The organism is Lysobacter enzymogenes (assembly GCF_023617245.1).
GTDB lineage: Bacteria > Pseudomonadota > Gammaproteobacteria > Xanthomonadales > Xanthomonadaceae > Lysobacter > Lysobacter yananisis.
The window spans coordinates 4,246,833-4,264,489 of record NZ_CP067396.1; the positions used below are offsets into that span (position 1 = coordinate 4,246,833).

The 17,657-nt window shown below is 70.6% G+C and carries 13 protein-coding genes; all 13 read right to left on the reverse strand.

Annotated features, from left to right (window positions below; genetic code table 11):
- Positions 1-10: 10 nt before the first annotated feature.
- The 13 genes from JHW41_RS17470 to folP all read right to left on the reverse strand — a co-directional run bounded on the left by JHW41_RS17470 (position 11) and on the right by folP (position 17,426).
- On the reverse strand, positions 11-1,219 hold the full coding sequence (locus JHW41_RS17470) for an XVIPCD domain-containing protein (RefSeq protein ID WP_250443911.1): 1,209 nt from the start codon (positions 1,217-1,219) through the stop codon (positions 11-13).
- A gap of 57 nt (positions 1,220-1,276) precedes the next feature.
- The gene (locus tag JHW41_RS17475; RefSeq protein ID WP_057946844.1) at positions 1,277-1,954 is read right to left on the reverse strand and encodes an ankyrin repeat domain-containing protein; all 678 of its coding nucleotides are present in this window, start codon (positions 1,952-1,954) and stop codon (positions 1,277-1,279) included.
- Between the two features lie 397 nt (positions 1,955-2,351).
- The gene (locus JHW41_RS17480; protein ID WP_250444028.1) at positions 2,352-4,220 is read right to left on the reverse strand and encodes a hypothetical protein; all 1,869 of its coding nucleotides are present in this window, start codon (positions 4,218-4,220) and stop codon (positions 2,352-2,354) included.
- 286 nt (positions 4,221-4,506) lie between these two features.
- Positions 4,507-5,301: an NAD(P)H-dependent oxidoreductase gene (locus tag JHW41_RS17485; protein WP_250444030.1), complete on the reverse strand. Its 795-nt coding sequence runs from the start codon at positions 5,299-5,301 to the stop codon at positions 4,507-4,509.
- Positions 5,302-5,558: 257 nt separating this feature from the next.
- Positions 5,559-6,851 carry an adenylosuccinate synthase gene (locus JHW41_RS17490; protein ID WP_057946841.1) on the reverse strand — a complete coding sequence of 431 codons (1,293 nt, stop codon included), beginning with the start codon at positions 6,849-6,851 and terminating at the stop codon, positions 5,559-5,561.
- A 796-nt stretch (positions 6,852-7,647) separates the two neighbouring features.
- A complete protein-coding gene (locus JHW41_RS17495; protein WP_250444032.1) occupies positions 7,648-9,342 on the reverse strand; it encodes a hypothetical protein in 1,695 nt (564 codons plus the stop codon).
- 600 nt (positions 9,343-9,942) lie between these two features.
- Entirely contained in the window at positions 9,943-10,134 is a 192-nt protein-coding gene (locus JHW41_RS17500; RefSeq protein ID WP_057946839.1) for a DUF2065 domain-containing protein, read from the reverse strand.
- 9 nt (positions 10,135-10,143) lie between these two features.
- The gene (gene hflC, locus JHW41_RS17505) at positions 10,144-11,007 is read right to left on the reverse strand and encodes a protease modulator HflC (protein ID WP_057946838.1); all 864 of its coding nucleotides are present in this window, start codon (positions 11,005-11,007) and stop codon (positions 10,144-10,146) included.
- Complete coding sequence (gene hflK, locus JHW41_RS17510; protein WP_078999039.1) at positions 11,004-12,125, reverse strand: FtsH protease activity modulator HflK; 1,122 nt, start codon at positions 12,123-12,125, stop codon at positions 11,004-11,006. The genes hflC and hflK overlap by 4 nt, the downstream gene beginning before the upstream one ends.
- Before the next feature lie 156 nt (positions 12,126-12,281).
- The gene (gene hflX / locus JHW41_RS17515) at positions 12,282-13,580 is read right to left on the reverse strand and encodes a ribosome rescue GTPase HflX (protein ID WP_057946836.1); all 1,299 of its coding nucleotides are present in this window, start codon (positions 13,578-13,580) and stop codon (positions 12,282-12,284) included.
- Between the two features lie 96 nt (positions 13,581-13,676).
- Entirely contained in the window at positions 13,677-13,949 is a 273-nt protein-coding gene (hfq, locus tag JHW41_RS17520; protein ID WP_057946835.1) for an RNA chaperone Hfq, read from the reverse strand.
- Positions 13,950-14,149: 200 nt separating this feature from the next.
- Positions 14,150-15,139 carry a tRNA (adenosine(37)-N6)-dimethylallyltransferase MiaA gene (miaA, locus tag JHW41_RS17525; protein ID WP_250444034.1) on the reverse strand — a complete coding sequence of 330 codons (990 nt, stop codon included), beginning with the start codon at positions 15,137-15,139 and terminating at the stop codon, positions 14,150-14,152.
- 1,387 nt (positions 15,140-16,526) lie between these two features.
- On the reverse strand, positions 16,527-17,426 hold the full coding sequence (gene folP, locus JHW41_RS17530; RefSeq protein ID WP_250444036.1) for a dihydropteroate synthase: 900 nt from the start codon (positions 17,424-17,426) through the stop codon (positions 16,527-16,529).
- Positions 17,427-17,657: the final 231 nt, after the last annotated feature.

Below are 17,657 nucleotides of genomic sequence, written 5' to 3' on the forward strand. Positions count from 1 at the left end.
AGCGCGCCGCTCAGTTCATCACCGCCCGCTTGCTTTCCTGCGGCGCCGGCGCTGCTTCGGTCTGCGGCTGCGCCGGTGCGGTGTGCTGCGGCTCGCTGACCGCGCGCTGTTGGTCGAGGAAGACGCGGCGATGGCTTGGGTCGTCGAGGCCGCCTTCGACCGCGAAGAAACCGCGGCCGTCGCGGCCGGCGATGATGTGGTCGATGTTGCGCATGCCCTGCCCGCCCGCATCCAGCGCGGCGTGGGTCGCGGCGTTGCGCAGGCCCTGTTCGCCGCCGAACTCCAATGCGCCCGGCGGCAGACCGCGCAGGCCGTGCAAGGCCTGCTGGTACATGCCGTTGTGCGGGTGCGCGGCGTCGGCCAGGGCGTCGCGTCCGGCCTCGCGCGCGCCGGTCGCCGCCGCGGCGCGGCCGGCGTCGTGGCCGCGTTCGCCCGGCGTCGCCATCTCCTGCGCCTTGATCACCGCCTCGATGTAGTGGATGTCGACGCCGTGCTTGATGCCGCTGCCGGGAATGAGCTTCTGCCAGAACGACTGCGGGTCCGGATCGGGCAGCTCGATCTTGTGGCCGACCGCGTCGGGCATCGCCCACTTGAGCGGAATGCTGTGCTCCTGCAGGTCGGTCAGGATTTCGTTCTTGACCGCGTAGCGGCGGATCTGGCCGCTGTCGGCCATCTCCTGCTTGGCCGCGTCGGCGTCGATGCCGATGCGTTCGAGCGTCTTGTCGTGCACGCCGGAGGCGTTGAAGGTCACCGCCGGAATGCCGCTGGTGATCGAGGCCGCCGCGGCCAGTCCGCCGCCGAGCGAATGGCCGGTGATCACCACTTCGTCGCCGAACGCGACCTTGGCCTCGCGCGCCAGCGCCATGGCCTGGTTGTATTGCGCGTCCTCGAAGCCCAGGCCCTGGCGGAAGTTGGTCAGCCAGTCCTTGCCCTCGTCGGTGCCCGAATAGGCCAGCACGTAGTGGCCGTGTTCGTCGCCGTAGATGCGGGCGAGGAAGCCCGAATCCTTGTTCTCCAGCGTCGCCGGATCGATGCCCTTGGCGCGCAGTTGCTCGGCGTCGAGCGGCTTGAAGCCGTCGATACCCGGCCCCTGGTCGTATAGATCGTCCATCAGCCGCGACAGGGTCTTGTCGATCGGCTTGGCCTGGGTGCCGCGCACCTGGTCGGCGAAGGACTGCGGCGGCTGCGCGCCGGCGGTCGGTTCGGTCTGCTGGCTCATGCTGCGGTCTCCTGAATTCCTTGGCGTACCGTGTTCCTGAAAGGGTGTCGCGCGCGATCAGGCGCTTTCCAACGCGATGCCGCGCTCGCGCATCCACGCCGCCAGCGCTTCGCGGTCGGCGCGCGCCTTGGCGCTGAGCAGGCTCGGCGGGGTCATGAACGCATAACGCTGGAAGCTCACGTTCTGGGCGTTGCGCGCATGCGGGTCGGTGCCGGCCTTGAGCAGTTCCAGCGCGAGGTCGGGCTGGTTGACCTTGCCGGCGACGTGCAGCGCGGTGTTGCCCATGCGGTCGACGTGGCGCGGATCGGCGCCGGCGGCGAGCAGGCGGCGGAACTGGATTTCGCGATCGCCCATCAACGCCGCGGCCAGCGGCGCGGCGCCGGTGTGGGCGTGCTCGATGTTGGGATCGGCGCCGCGCGCGAGCAGCGTTTCCAGGTACACCGGATCGCGCGCCATCGCCGCCAGATGCACGACGGTGGAACCGTCCACGCCCGGCCGCGACGGGTCGGCGCCCAGCGCCAGCAACTCGTCCAGCCCTTCCGGACTCTGGTTGAACACCGCCCACTCCGGCAGGGTCACGTTCTTGTCGCCGCGCGCGGACAACGCGGCCGGCGCGCGCTCGACCAGACGGCGGATCGCGGCGCGGTCGCCCGCGGCGACGGCGTCGGCGAGCTCGGCCGCGACCGGATCGGCGAATACCTGGGCAGCCAGCGACTGCGGCTGTGCTTCGGACATAGCGACTCCTCCTGAGTACCTGACGGACTTTCCCCGAGGCCCGCCGCGCGGCGGGAGGGTGCTGCGGCGCGACGGTACTCCCCTACCGTTGCGCGAAACGACATACGGCCACGTACCGTGGCTTCAGGAGCCTAACAAGAACCAGGGGGCGCTGTAGCCGGAACCAGGTCACATTTTTGGCGCAAAAGCTGAATAAAACGTCCGCCCGGGTCCGTGTCTGCCGTTTTGCGGCCTCGGTCGCACGCAACCCAGCGACCCGCCTCGCGGCCGTTCGCCGCCGCCCAACGCAAAACGGCGAGGCTCGCGCCCCGCCGTTCCGATTGCCGATTGCCGATTGCCGATTGCCGATCGCCCGTGCGTCCCGTCCCGGATCGCGAGCGGGCCGTCGATTCCGCCCTCAGTAATCCCCGGGCGCCGCACCGAAGCGCACCGGCACCGTCACCTCGACACAGGCGCCGACCGGCAACTGCAGATTGCCGACCTGGACCGCGGTATCGCCCACCGCGCCGCCGCCGGCCGGGCAGGAACCGCCGCCGGACAGCGCGCGGCACGACCATCCGGCGCGCAGGCTGGCGCCGCGCGGCAGGTTGTCGCTGATGCTGGCGCCGGCCGCCGCGTCGGGGCCGTCGGGGTTGCACGCGGTCAGCAGGTAATCGCTCTGCCCGCCGGGCGTATAGGTGCCGCGTCCGTCGTCCTTCTTCAGCGACAGCGACACGCACTGCGGATCGACGCTGACGCTGGCGCTGTTGTCGGCGCTGCCGCCCGGCGCCGGAGTGACGAAACCCGATTGCGCCGAGGCGCCCTCGGCGAACGGCGCGTTGGCGGTGGCCGTCGCGGTGTTGACGATCGCGCCGCACTGGCCGTCGGCGAGTTTGGCCTGGATGGCGTAGGTCAGGCCGGCGCCGGCCGCGGCGTTGCCCGCGGGCAGGATCGCGGTGGCGGAAATCGCGCCGGTGCCGCTGCCCGCGGGACAGCTCGCGCTGCCGATCGGCGTGCAGGTCCAGGAGGTGAAGGTCATGCCGGCCGGCACCGCATCGGCCAGGCTCACCGACGCGTCGTGCGCGGTGGTGTCGCCGACGGTCGGACGCGCGGTGTTGTTGAGGAAGGTCACGGTGTAAGCGACCGTGCCGCCGGCCGCGGGCGCGGCGTTGTCGACCCGCTTGCTCGTGCGCAGATCGACGTCGTTGTCGACGATGGTCAGCGTCGCGCTCGCCTGCGCCGAAGCGTTGGTCGAACAGGTGGTGGTCGAGGCCAAGGTGTAGACGTTGGCGTCGCTCTGCACCTGGAAGGTCGCGGTCTCGTTGTCCTCGATGATCGTGTCGTCGATCACCGCGATCGGCAGGTCGAAGGTGGCGTTGTCGTAGGTGCCGGCCGGAATCGACACATTGACGATGTCGCCGTTGCCGCTGGACACGGTGTAGTCGCTGCCGCGGGTCGCGCTGCCGCCGGTGATGCGCACCGGCACGACGATGCCGCCGCTGGGCACGGTACCGATCACCCGCAACCGCGGCAGGCCGGCGCTCTGGCCTTCGCGCACGGTGTAGTTGGCCGCGTCGAATTCGATGTAGGGACTCAGGGTGACCTGGATCTCGTCGAGGAAATTGCCGAGCGAAATGCCGCCGCTGCTGCTCAGCGCGGCGAAGCCGACCTGCTGCACGCCGGTGGTGCCGTTGTAATTGAAGCTGCCGCTGTAATCGCGCCAGCCGTTGGCCGTGCCGCCGATGGCGATCGTGCCTTGGGTGGCCGACGACGGCGTGCCGGCGGTATCGACCCGGTCGGTGCCGTTGTTGGTGGTGCCGATGCGCGCGATCTCGCTGCTCACCGCGGTGGCGGTGCTGCCCGACGCGTTGACGCCGAAGCTCATCACGTCCGGCGTGGTGGCCGAATCGCGGCCGCGATGGCTCAACCGCCAGCGGATCACCTCTTTGTTGGTCAGGCAGATGTTCTGGTAGATCCGCGAGGCCTGGTCGGCGTTGAGTTCGGCGTGTTGCTTGCCGGCGCGCGCCGGCGTGTTGTTGAAGCTGTTGCCCCACAACTCGACGATCGGCCCGTTGGCCGGATTGGCGACGATGCCGCAGCCGCCGGTGGCGCGGCTGGGATGGGTGGTGTTCCACCCGGTCACCTGCTGCGGGCCGGCGAAGTAGCCGACGCAGGCGCCCGTGCCCAGGTCGGGCTGCTCGAAGCCGAGGTTGACGAAGGTGCGCTGGACCTGGGCCTGGGCCGGCGACAGCGCCGCCACCGCCAGGAACGCGGCGAGTAAAGCCATGCGCGGTCCACGCGGACCGCGCCCGAAAGACATGCTCATGAGTCGCTGGACTCCCCCTGTACGCCGCCGCGCCCAACCGCCTCCCGCTGCAGGGCGGGAGCGCGTCGCGCTCGGCCGAGCGCGGCGCCGCGGGGTGGGCGGCGATCGCCGCCTGAACGAACTGAACAGAAAATGTGACGAACAGCACAAATATTATGTGCTTGATCTCAAGCTCCTGCCTAGGCGCGGCACGGCCGCAGGGGTTCAGCAACATGACTCATCGGGCGGCGCGGCCGCCCTGCCCGCCCTACGCCGCCGGCGCGACGTGCAAACCGAAGCCGCGTTCGCCGCCGGCCTCGCGGCCGGGCTTGAGCTCCAGCGACGGCACGGCGTAGTCGCCGCCGTTCTGGCGCCGGTAGGCGATCGGCGCATCGCTCCACAGCCCGTCCAGCCGCCGCAGCAGCCCGTCGCGCGCCTGCGCGAACTGCCCGGCATCGACGCGGTCGCTGCGATAGACCACGTACGGCGGCAGCACGTCGAAGCCGGGGTAATGCAGCAGGCCGTGATTGATCGGGAACAACAGGTCGTCGATCGGCCCGTTGATCCCGCGCGGCGAATAGTGCGGCTGCCAACCGCCGGCGGTGACCGACACCAGCGCGCGCTTGCCGGCCAGCGCGCCCTCGCCGTAGCGATCGCCCCAGTGGCGCTCGGAGTGCTCGCCCACGCCGTAGCCGAAACCGTAGGAATAGACCCGGTCGAACCAGCCCTTGAGGATCGCCGGCATCGAGTACCACCACAGCGGGAACTGCAGGATCAGCGCATCGGCGCGGCGCAGCTTGTCCTGCTCGGCGCGCACGTCGGCGGTGAGCGCGTCGGCGGCGAAGGCGGCATGCGAATCCTTCGGTACGCGCAAGCGCGCGGACGCGTCGCGCTGCGGGAAATCGGCGGCGTCGACCGCGGCTTTCCAGCCCATCGCATACAGATCGCTGACTTCGACGCTGTGGCCCTGCGCGAGCAGATGCGCATGCATCGCATCCTTGAGCGCGCCGTTGAGCGACGCCGGTTCGGGGTGGGCGTGGACGATGAGGATGTGCTGGTTCATGAGAGCGCCGCGGTGTGATCGGGGCGCTCAGAATAGGCAGCCGCGCGCGCCGGCTGGGCGCGGCGCGGCGGTTTCAATGTAGAGCGGCTGGAACCAATCCGGCGCGGTGCGGCGCCGCCATCGCGGGCGGTGGAAAGCGGCGGCGGACCGGTGCGCGCCGCGCGCGACCAGCCTTCGGACATCGCGCGCCCTCGCGCGCCGCGCAAAAGAAAAGCCCCGCATTCGCGGGGCTTTCCTCGTGTTTCAGCGATGCGCGCTTACTTCCACAGATCGTGCAGCACCATCGTGTGGTCGCGGTCCGGGCCGGTCGAGACGATCGCCAGCGGGCAGCCGGCCAGTTCTTCCAGCGCGCGCAGATAAGCGCGGGCGGCCGGCGGCAGCTTGTCCCACTCGGTGATGCCGTGGGTGTTCTCGTCCCAGCCCGGGAACTCCAGGTACACCGGCGTGCACTCGTCCCAGCCGGCCGCGTCCAGCGGCGCGTACTCGGTGCGCTTGCCGCGGTATTCGTAGGCGATGCAGATCTTCAGCGTCTTCATGCCGTCGAGCACGTCGAGCTTGGTGATGCACAGGCCGGTGATGCCGTTGATCGCGACCGCGCGCTTGAGCGCGACGATGTCGATCCAGCCGCAGCGGCGCGGACGGCCGGTGGTGGCGCCGTATTCCTGGCCGCGGTCGCGGATGCCCTGGCCGACTTCGTCGTCGAGTTCGGTCGGGAACGGGCCGCCGCCGACGCGGGTGGCGTAGGCCTTGGCGATGCCGAGCACGTAGTCGATCGCGTCCGCGCCCACGCCGGTGCCGGCGAGCGCGCCGCCGACGGTGGTGTTGGACGAGGTCACGTACGGGTAGGTGCCGTGGTCGATGTCCAGCAGCGAGCCCTGCGCGCCTTCGAACAGCACGCGCTTGCCCTGCTTGCGCAGGTCGTGAAGGATGCCGGCGACGTCGGACTTCATCGGCTGCACGTATTCGCCGAATTCCAGCGCCTCGTCGAGGGTCTTCTGGTAGTCGACCGCGTCCACGCCGAGGTACTTGGTCAGCACGAAGTTGTGGTAGTCCAGCGCGCTGCGCAGCAGCTCGGCGAGCTGGGCCGGGTAATGCAGGTCGGCGACGCGGATGCCGCGGCGGGCGACCTTGTCCTCGTACGCCGGGCCGATGCCGCGGCCGGTGGTGCCGATGGCCTTGCCGCCGGCGGCCTTTTCGCGGGCCTGATCGAGGGCGATGTGGTACGGCATGATCAGCGGCGTCGCCGGGCTGATCTTCAGGCGCGAACGCACTTCCACGCCGGTGGCTTCCAGCTCGTCGATCTCCTTGCGCAGCGCGGCGGGGCTGAGCACCACGCCGTTGCCGATCAGGCACAGCGCGCCTTCGCGCAGGATGCCCGAGGGGATCAGGTGCAGCACGGTCTTCTTGCCGCCGATGACCAAGGTGTGGCCGGCGTTGTGGCCGCCCTGGAAGCGCACGACGGCGCCGATCTGCTCGGTCAGCAGGTCGACGATCTTGCCCTTGCCTTCATCGCCCCACTGGGCACCGAGAACGACGACTGACTGACCCATGAGTCCAAACTCCTAGCTGTGAAAGCGGCGGACGCCGCATGGTCCGCCCACGCCCAGTCGCAGTCCTCGCCGCGCCACAGGGCCATGAACGGAAAAAAGCCGGCGGGGATGGCCCCGGCCGGCTTTTGTGCATTATCCGGGTTTCGGGCGGCCAAGGCCACCCCGGGCGGGCCAGCGGACAGATTCGGCTCAGCCTGGGGCATGCCGCGTCCGGGGCCGGCGCATCGGAACGATCCGCCGGGCCGATCCTTGTCGGACGCGAAGGCCGCCGCGCCGCTGGAATCCGGGGCATTCCGGGCCGCGGCCGCGCGCCCGGACCGCGCGAGCGCGCGGTCGGCCCGAGCGCGGCGCCCCCGTCCATCGCCGCCAGGCGCAGCCCGTCGCTCCGCAACCGCGGCCCGTCGCCCTGCCCGCCCCACGCGCGCCGCGCCGCCGCGAGACCGCGCCGGCCCCGCAGCGCCGCGCCGGGGCGGCCGCCGGACCGTTCCGGCACGCGCCACGCCCGCCCGGAGCCGCTGCGATGCCGACCCTCCCCGCTTCTTCCGCGCCGACGGCTGCCGCAGCCGCCTGCACGGCCCCGCGAGCCGCCGGCCCCCACGCGCGCGCGCCGCTTCGCCGAGCACCGGCGCTGGCCTTGCGCCTGTACCTGACGATGTCGGGCAGGTGGCTCTTCGGCATCGGCCTGATGCTGTGGCGGGTCGCGAAAAAGCGGGCCCGGCCTTGCGCCGGGCCCGCTGCGCCGGGCGCTGCGACGCGCCCGGCGTACGAAACGCTCAACTTCTCGACGCCCGGGCCCTCACTTGGCCTGCGCCGCCGGCGCGTGCGCGTCGATGAAGTCGTCGACGCCGTTCTTGTTCTGGTCCAGGCGCCGCCCGGTGACCTGGTAGTAGGTGCGCGTGCTCAGCGGCCCGGTCACGTACTTGCGTTGCTTGGCGTCCCAGAAGGTCGCGTTCGGCTCGACCGTGTCGGCGGTGAGGTACAGCGTGGTCGAGGGGAACAGGTCGACGTTGACCCGCGGCGTGCACGGCACCGGCGCCGGATCGGCGATGGCGTCGCCGGCGCGCTGGCGCTGGCAGTCCTCGGCGGTGATCACCTCGCTGACGTGGCGCTGCTGGCCGACCTTGGCCACCGGGATCGCCAGGCTCTGGCCGACGTCGAACTTGGCCTCGCGCACCAGGGTGCGGCTGTTCCAGGGCTGGAACTCTTCGCCGTTGGCGTCGGCGATGCGGCCGCCGCCCACCATCTCGTTGAGTCCGACCACGCGCGGCAACTCGCGCAGTTCCACGTTGCGCAGCAAGGTCGCGGTCTCGGCGAGATTGAACACGCTCAGGCGGAAGCTGCCGAACGGATCGAAGGTGCCGGCGTCGAGGCCGTGCAGGCGCGGCTTCAGCGAGAGCAGGTTGTTGGTCGCGCCGTACAGGCGGATGTCCTTGACCACCAGCGCGTTGATCGCCGTGGTGTTGGGATCGATGTCGGTGAAGGTCGCGCCGATGTGGTAGTACGCGCCGCCGATCGCCTGGCCCGGCGCGCCGGTCGCGCCGGTGCAGGGGCCGTTGCCCCAATACGGATTCGGCGTATCCCAGCGCACCGTGTACGGGTAATAGATGCCGTCGTGGAAGGCCTGGGCCGGGCCGGTCGGGCCGGTCACCGTCGGCGTCTTCCACGGCGAATGGCACTCGGCCGGCGACTGTCCGTAGTACCAGCCGATCACCGGCGGCGTCGCGCTGGGATACAGCACGGTCATCTCCAGCGCGTGCGCGGTCTGCGCGTTGGGATTGACCAGGTCCCAGTTCCACATGGTCTTGAACGACAGGCCGACGTTGCTGGCCAGCACCGAGAACGAGGTGTCGCTGAAGTGGCGGCGATAGCCGACGCGATCCTCGGGCGTGACCGCGCCGCCGGTCGACATGATGTGGCGCGAGGCGCTGTCCTCGCCCGGACGCACGGTGGTGGAGTTGCTGACGCCGTAGTTGTTGGCCGCCGCCAGCGCGGCCGAGCCGCCGAGCGCGTTGGCCCAGCGCGTGACCGTGGAGTTGATGCCGTTGAGCGCGCCGCCGCTGCCGCCGAGCCAGCTTTGGAAGGTGCCGCCGTACACGTACGAGTAATCGACCTGGTACAGGTCGCCGGTGTCGAGCCGCTGCGGCTTGGACAGCAGGCCGTCGGCGATGGCGTTCTGGGTGGTCACCGCGACGATGTTGCGCCGGGGCAGCGTGGCCGGCGGGAACGCGTTGGTCGCGTGCACGCGCACGTTGAACTCGCAGAAATCCATTTCCACCACCGACTGCACGGCGGTCTGCAGAGCCGCTGCGGTGCCGCCGTAGCTGGGGATGCCGGACAGCGCGAACGGTTGCGCGGGGCTGGTCGGCGAATTCGGCAGCTGGCCGAACTCCAGGTACGGGGTCGCGGTGTTGGCGAACATCAGGTACAGATTGTTGGCCTTGGGCACGCCCAGGCCGAGGCAGGCCGCCCAGGCCGGACTGGTCAAGGACATCAAGGCCAACGCCAACGCGCTGCGACGAAGCAAACGGCTACGCTCAGAATCCTTCATGACGGTTCTCCTGAAGTGGGATGAGATTCCGTCGCGACGCAAGCGCGCCTGCGACGGCCGCGAGGCCGTCGGGGACGCCGCCGATGGATGGCATCGCACCCGGGCGCGGCGCCGTCGTACAGCGGCGGCGCACGCCTCGCCGTCCACTGTCTAGCCGCGCCCGGGTCGCGGCGACAGGGCGAAATCAGGACGTTTCAGGGACTCGCGGGGAAGGATTCGCAGCGCGCGCGGCGATACGAAAGGAACTGCGATGCGCGTCGTAGCGCGCGCATGACCGCGGTCGCGAGGCGCTTGCGCGGCGTTTTCGTCGTTGCGGCCATCGTGGCAGCTCGCTTCGGGCCGGATCGAAGAGCGTCGGGGCTGAAGCCCCTCCCACAACAGCGGGGCTGTCATGCATCGGCTTTTGTGGGAGGGGCTTCAGCCCCGACGCTCTCGGCTCAAGTCGCGACACTGCCGCGGATCGGAAAGCGACGGGCCTGAAGGCCTTGCCCCATCCGTTGTTCGGGCGGGTCGGTCGGCAGCGGGCCCGAAGGCCCGCCTGAATCACCCCAGGCGCAGGCACCACAATCCGGTCAGCGCCATCACCACCATGATCCCACCGACCGCGCGCAAGTGCGGGTCGGGCAAGGAGCGCAGCTGTTCCGCCGCGCGCTTCCAGCCGCCAGGGGCGACGAACAGCATCAGGCCTTCCAGCACCACGACTAGGCACAAGGCCCGCCACACTTCGCCGGCCATCGGCCGGCCTCAGCGGTCGGACTTGAGGTACTGCAGGTACGGATCGTCGCGGTCGAGCACGATCACGCTCTGGCCGTCGGCGAACGCCTTGCGGTAGGAATCCAGGCTGCGCTGGAAGGTGAAGAACGACGGGTCCTTCGATGCCGCATCGCCGTACAGGCGCGCGGCCTCGGCGTCGCCTTCGCCGCGCAGGCGCTGGGCGTCGCGCTCGGCCTCGGCCAGCAGCACGGTCTTGTCGCGATCGGCCGCCGCACGCACCGCCTGCGACTGCTCGAAGCCTTCCGCGCGCAGCTGGCTGGCGACCTGCAAGCGCTGCGAGCGCATCTGGTTGTAGACCGACTGCAGCACGTTGCTGTCCTGCGGCAGGTCGATGCGCTTGATCCGGATGTCCTGGATCTTCACGCCCAGCGTCGCCGCGCCGCGGTTGATCGCGGTCAGCTGCTTGCCGATCACCGCCTCGCGGTCGCCCTTGACCACGTCGAGCAGCTTCAGCGAGTTGATCTCGTTGCGCAGCGCGTCGCGGATGATCGGCTTCAGGCGCTCGGCCGCGACTTCCTCGTTGCCGCCGGTGGCCTGGAAGAAGCGGCGCATGTCCTCGATCCGGCCGAGCGCGAAGAAGTCGATGCTGATGTCGAGCTTGTCGGCGGTCAGGTAGCGCTCCGGCTCGGCCGGCAGCACGTTGAGGCGGCGGTCGAAGGTGCGCGCGGTTTCGATCAGCGGCCACTTGAAGCGCAGGCCGGGAGCGACGTCCTCGCGCACCACGGTGCCGAGGCGGAACACGATCGCGCTGTGGCCTTCCTTGACCACGAACATCGAGCCCAGCAGGGCCAGCAGCAGGGCCACGCCCGCTGCGATCAGGGCAGGAACTCTCATCGCATCACCTCATCGCGGGTCTTCGGGCGCTCGGGGCGGCCGCTGTACGGGATCGACGACCGCGAAGAATCGGTCGCCGTCACCGAGGGCAGCAGTTCGGGCTGGGCCAGCGGCACGCTGACCGGGCCCGGGGTCACCGGCACGCCGCCGCGGTCGGTCAGCGGAATCTGCAGGATCTGGCGCGAATCGCCGCCGACGATCTTGCGGTTGTTGGACAGCACTTCCTGCACCGCATCCAGCCACAGCCGCTTGCGGGTGACTTCCGGCGCGCCCTTGTACTGCTCGACCAGCAGCGAGAAGCGCGCCGCGTCGCCTTGCGCGCGGGCCACGATCGAGGTCTTGTAGCCCTCGGCGGTGGTGCGGATGCGCTGCGCGTCGCCGCGCGCTTCCGGCACGATCTTCTTGGCGTAGGCCTGGGCCTCGTTGATCGCGGTGGACTTGTCGGCGTTGGCGCGCTGGGCCTCGTCGAACGCGTCCTTGACCTCGTCCGGCGGACGCGCGTTCGGCAGGTTGAGCTCGGTGACGGTCAGGCCGGTCTCGTAGTCCTTCAGCGAGGACTGCAGGCGCTGGCGCACCTGGGTGGTCAGCACGCTGCGCGCGCCGAGCACGGTGTCCAGGTCGGAGCGGCCGATCTGCTCGCGCACCGCGCTCTGCGCGGCCTGCTTGAGCACCTCTTCCGGCGCGCGCGAGCCGAACAGGTACTGGCGCGGCGACTCGATCCGGTACTGGACGTTGATCTCGACGTTGACCATGTTGCCGTCGCGGGTCAGGACCGGCACGTTCTCGCTGTAGGCCTTGCTCTGGGTCGCGTTGACCTTCTGCACGCTCTCCACCGGCCACGGCAGCTTGAAGTGCGGGCCGGGCTGGAGCACGCGCGAGAAGGTGCCGAAGCGCAGGACCACGCCGCGCTCCTGCTCGGTCACCAGCACGAAGCAGTTGAACGCCAGCCACAGCGCGACCAGCACGCCGACCCAGCGCAGGATGCCGCCGGCGCCGCCGCCGCCGAACAGGCCGCGCGCGGAATCGATCAGGGCGTCCAGGCCGCGGCCTTGGGGTTTGCGTTGCCGCGACGGTCGGTTGTCGCCGGAATTGTCACTGCCGGGGGTGTTCCAGGCCATGCCTGCTCCTAAGAAAGTGGAGGCCGGGCGGAGCGTCCTGCGCGAGCAAGGCGGTTCCCACCGGCACCGGCCGCGGCAGGGCCGGCGCCGGTCCGCGGACGCTGGGGCGCCCGCGGCGGGTCGCGCGCGCATTCAGTGCGCGCGAACCCGTCGATTCTAGGTGGGGGTCTCCGCCGTCTCAAGCAAGGGCCGCAACGGCTCGCCGTGGGCCTGGGCGAACAGGCGCTGGGCGTCGGCCACGGCGAGGTCGACTTCGACCCACCAGCCGTGCTCGTCGGCCTGCTCGGCGCGTACCGCGCCGAGGTCGTGCAGGCGCGCGCGCAGGCGCGCGTCCTGCGGCGCGATCCGCAGTCCGCCCTGCACCCGGCGCAGCTGCAGCGCCTCGCCGAGGGCGTCGCGCAGCGTCGCCAGGCCCTCGCCGGTGCGCGCCGACAACCACACCCGATGGCGCTCCTCGCCGGGACGGTCGATGCGCGGGGCGACGCCGTCGAGGCGATCGATCTTGTTGAACACCAGCAGCTGCGGCAGGTCGCCGGCGCCGATTTCGGCCAGCACCGCGTCGACCTGGGCGATGCGCTCGTCGCGCAGCGGGTCGGCGGCGTCGATCACGTGCAGCAGCAGGTCGGCCTCGCGCGCTTCCGACAAGGTCGAGCGGAACGCGGCGACCAGCTCGTGCGGCAGGTCGCGGACGAAGCCGACCGTGTCGGCCAGGACCACGCCGCCGCCGGCAAGCTCGATCCGGCGCACGGTCGGGTCCAGCGTGGCGAACAGCTGGTCGGCGGCGTAGGCATCGGCGCCGGTCAGCGCATTGAACAGGGTCGACTTGCCGGCGTTGGTGTAGCCCACCAGCGCCACCCGCGGCAGTTCGCTGCGCACCCGCGCGCGGCGCATCTGGGTGCGCTGCACCTCGACCTTGTCCAGGCGCTTCTGCAATTGCTCCAGGCGCTTCTGCAACAGGCGGCGGTCGGTTTCCAGCTGGGTTTCGCCGGGACCGCGCAAGCCGATGGAGCCGCCGCGCTGGCGCTCCAGGTGGGTCCAGCCGCGCACCAGCCGAGTGGCCATGTGCTTGAGCTGGGCCAGCTCGACCTGCAGCTTGCCCTCGGCGCTGCGCGCGCGCTGGGAGAAGATGTCCAGGATCAGGCCGGTGCGGTCGACCACGCGCCGCTGCAGCGCGCGTTCGAGGTTGCGCTCCTGGCCCGGGCTCAACGGGTGGTTGACCAGGATCAGGTCGGCGCCGCTGGCCTCGGCCGCGGCCTTGACCTCTTCGAGTTTGCCGCTGCCGATCAGGATGGCCGCGTTGGGCCGGTCGATGCGCGCGGTCAGCACCGCGGCCACGGACGCGCCGGCCGAGCGCGCCAGGTCGGCGAACTCTTCCAGCAGGTCCTCCTCCGGCGCGCCGCCGGAGTGAGGCTGGATCAGCAGGGCGTGCTCGCCCCTTTTGGAACGCTCGAACATCGATCAGGAAGCTGACTGGCGGGCCAAGCCCGGGAAGAACCCTGACAGATGGTGGCGCCGCGCCGGTTTCTCAATCGTCCGCGGCGCCGCGGGCGTTTATTCGTTCTCGTCGCTGCCGTCGCTGCCGTCGGCGGACTGGACATAGCCGCCGCCCGGGCCGACGCGGACGTTGCGCGCGGGGACCACGGTGGAAATGGCGTGCTTGTAGACCATCTGGCTTACGGTGTTGCGCAACAGCACCACGAACTGGTCGAAGGATTCGATCGTGCCCTGCAGCTTGATGCCGTTGACCAGGTAGACCGAGACCGGTACGCGTTCGCGACGCAGCGCATTCAGGAAAGGATCCTGCAGGGATTGCCCCTTAGACATCTTCTAATTCCCCAGCATGTTCTAGTTATTAGGACGGCGCGCCCCGCCGACGGGACCGGGCGGTAGGCCCGGGAGCCCGGAAACGGTCGCTTCCGTATCGCCGGCTGTTGTCCCCACAGGGGCGACCCGCCCGATGTTAACGCAAGTGCAAGCAAACATTGCGACCCGGGTCGGGGTTTGCGCGCGACGGCGCGGCGCCGCTAGACGCCCTGGCGCGGCGCGCGCAGCCGGGCGCCGGCGAACAGCCTCAAGGCGTGCTCGAGTTCGGCCGCGTCGCGCAAAGGATCGAACCAGCGCGCGTCAAGTTCGCCGCGCAGCCAGGTCAGCTGGCGCTTGGCCAACTGGCGGGTGGCGAACACGCCGCGGTCGCGCAGCTGCGCGGCGTCGAACGCGCCGTGGAGGTGTTCCCAGGCCTGGCGGTAGCCGACCGCGCGGATCGCCGGCAGCTCCAGCGGGCTCGGGTGCGCGGCCAGCCCCGGCAGCGCGCGCAGCGCGCGGACCTCGTCGAGGAAGCCGTCGGCCAGCATCTGCTCGAAGCGGCGTTCGATCCGCGCGTGCAGCACCGCTCGGTCGGCCGGCGCCAGCACCAGCTTGAGCACCCGGAACGGCAGCCGCGGCCGCGTCGCCGAGGCCAGCCGCCAGTCGCTGATGGTGCGGCCGGACAGGCGCCAGACCTCGAGCGCGCGCTGGATGCGCTGGGCGTCGGTGGCGTGGATGCGCGCGGCCGCCTGCGGATCGAGCGCGGCCAGTTCGGCATGCAGCGCCGCCCAGCCGCGCCGCGCGGCCTCTTCGGCCAGCGCGGCGCGGGTGGCCGGGTCGGCTTCGGGCATGTCCGAGAGGCCATGCAGCAGGGCGTGGAAGTACAGGCCGGTGCCGCCGGCCAGGATCGGCAGACGCCCGCGCGCGGCGATCCGCTCCATCGCCGCGCGCGCGTCGCTGGCGAATTCGGCCGCCGAATAGGCCTGCCAGGGCTCGCGCACGTCGATCATGTGGTGCGGCACCGCCGCGCGCTCGGCCGCGCTCGGCTTGGCCGCGCCGATGTCCAGGCCGCGGTAGACCAGGGCCGAGTCGACGCTGACGATTTCCGCGTCTAGGCGCGCGGCCCAGTCCAGCGCCAGCGCGGTCTTGCCCGACGCGGTCGGGCCCATCAGGGCGATGGCGAGCGGGCGCGGGTCGTGGGAAGCGGTCATGCGCGGACGGCGGATGGGCACGGCGGTGGGCGACGCGCAGCCTCGCACAGCCGCGCGGCCCGCGGAAGCCGGCGCGCCGCGGCCGCGCCACCGCGGCGATCGGGCTCGACCGCTGCGCAACCCCGCTGCGGCGGGCGTTCGGCGCCGCCGCCCGGCCCCGCGCCGGCGGCGGCTCTACCGGAATTTGCACATTTCTTGACCAGTCCGTTGCAGTTGTCCACATCCCCTGTGGACAAGCCTGCGGACAGTTTTTCGATTGCGCGCGCGAAGCCTTGCGGCATAAGCATTGCAAGAGGTTTGGCGAGAAATTCGCCAGTGAATTTCCTTGACTTTGCCGTTGCCATCGGCATCGCCCGCCCGGCCTCGCGCAGCGGCCGCGACGGGCGGGCGTAGGCGCGCATGCGGACCGATGTCCGCGCTGGCCGCGGCGGGCGTTCGGCGAGATCGTCGCGTTCGCCGGCCGGAGCCGCACGGCGCCGCGTGCGGGTCGGGCGATGCGATCGACGCTTCCGCCGCCCGCGTTTCCTGCTGCGGCGCACCAGGGAACGGCGGCCAGCGGTCCCCTGCCCGCTTTCGCGCCCACGAGCGTTCGCGCCGCGCGCCCGCACCGGCGTGCGCCACGCGAAGCCGCCGCGCCATCGCTATCCACACGGCCTGTGGACAAGCTTTGGGACACACGCCAGGACATCGGGTTCCACGCCTTGTGCGGCGGGCCTTTCGTGAGATTGGCGATTTTTTGTCCAATGCCGATTCGGGCCCCGCATGCGCTGATCGACGCCGGCACGCGGCGCCGCGGGCTGGCTTTTTCGCGGTTTCGCCGCGCGCGCCGCGCTGCTCGCGCCCGCCGCTATCCACATCGCCTGTGGACAAGCTTTGGGACACACGCCGTGGAATCGGGTTTCACGCCTTATGCGACAAGGCTTCGGCGAGTTTGGCTATTTTTTGTCCAACGCCGATTCGTGCCTCGCACACGCATGCCGGCGACGAATCCCGACGCTGCGGCCTTGCTTTTTTCGCGTTTCGCTGCAAGCGCCTTGCCGCGCAGGCTCGCCGCTATCCACACAGCCTGTGGACAAACATTGGGACACACGCAGTGGAATCGGGTTTCACGCCTTATGCGACAAGGCCTCGGCGAGTTTGGTCATTTTTTGTCCAACGCCGATTCATGCCTCGCGCGCGCGTGCCGGCGACGAATCCCGCCGCTGCAGACCTTGCTTTTTTCGCGTTTCGCTGCAAGCGCCTCGCCGCGCAGGCTTGCCGCTATCCACACCGCCTGTGGACAAGCTTTGGGACACACGCAGTGGAATCGGGTTTCACGCCTTATGCGACAAGGCTTCGGCGGGATTGGCGAAAAAACAGCCACGGCCCGCCGGCATCGCCTCGCCCGTCAATCCTCGTCCGGCCACGTCGGCATCGCCGGCGCCGACGCGCGGCGCGGCTGGGCCTGCGCGGCCACCGCGTCCCAGACCTTGAGCGCGTCCACGGTCGCGGCCACGTCGTGCACGCGCAGCAGGCGCGCGCCGCGCTGGGCCGCGATCAGATGCGCGGCGACCGAGCCGTGCACGCGTTCGCCCGCCGCCTCGCGGCCGGTCAGCTCGCCGATGCTGCGCTTGCGCGACAGCCCCGCCAGCACCGGCACGCCGAGCTCGCCGAAGCGCTCCAGCTGCGCCAGCAGGGTCAGGTTGTGCTGCAGGGTCTTGCCGAAGCCGAAGCCCGGATCGACCACGATGCGCTTCTTGGCGATGCCGGCCATCTCGGCGGCGAAGATGCGTTCGGCCAGGAACCGGTGCACTTCGGCCACCACGTCCTCGTAGCGCGGCTCGTGCTGCATCGAGCGCGGCTCGCCCTGCATGTGCATCAGCACCACCGGCACGCCGAGCGCGGCGGCCGCGTCGAGCGCGCCCTCGCGGCGCAGGCCGTAGACGTCGTTGATCAGGCCGGCGCCGGCGGCGACCGCGGCACGCATGACCTCGGGCTTGGAGGTGTCGATGCTGATCGGCAACGCGGTCTCGCGGGCCAGGCGCTCGATCACCGGGATCGTGCGCCGAAGTTCCTCCTCCACCGGCACCTCGGCCGCGCCGGGCCGGGTGGACTCGCCGCCGACGTCGAGCAGGTCGGCGCCTTCGGCCGCCAGCGTCAGGCCGTGCGCGACCGCGGCCTCGAGCGTGTCGTGGGCGCCGCCGTCGGAGAACGAATCGGGGGTGACGTTGACGATGCCCATCACGCGCGGGCGGTCGAGCTTGAGGACGCGGCCGTTGCAGTCGAGGGTCGGGGACAGGTCGAACATGGGGGCGGGTCCGGGACTGGGAGAACCGCATGCTAACCGGTGGGGGTGCGGCGGTTGGGGAATCGACCGATCCGACACAAGTGCGTCGGGGCTGAAGCCCCTCCCACAAGAGCAAGGCCGCGCGAGGGGCCGGCCGCTTTTGTGGGAGGGGCTTCAGCCCCGACGCTTTTGTTTCAAGTAGCCGGAAAGCAAAAACGCCGGGGAGTGCCCGGCGTTTTTGTTGCAGCGCGT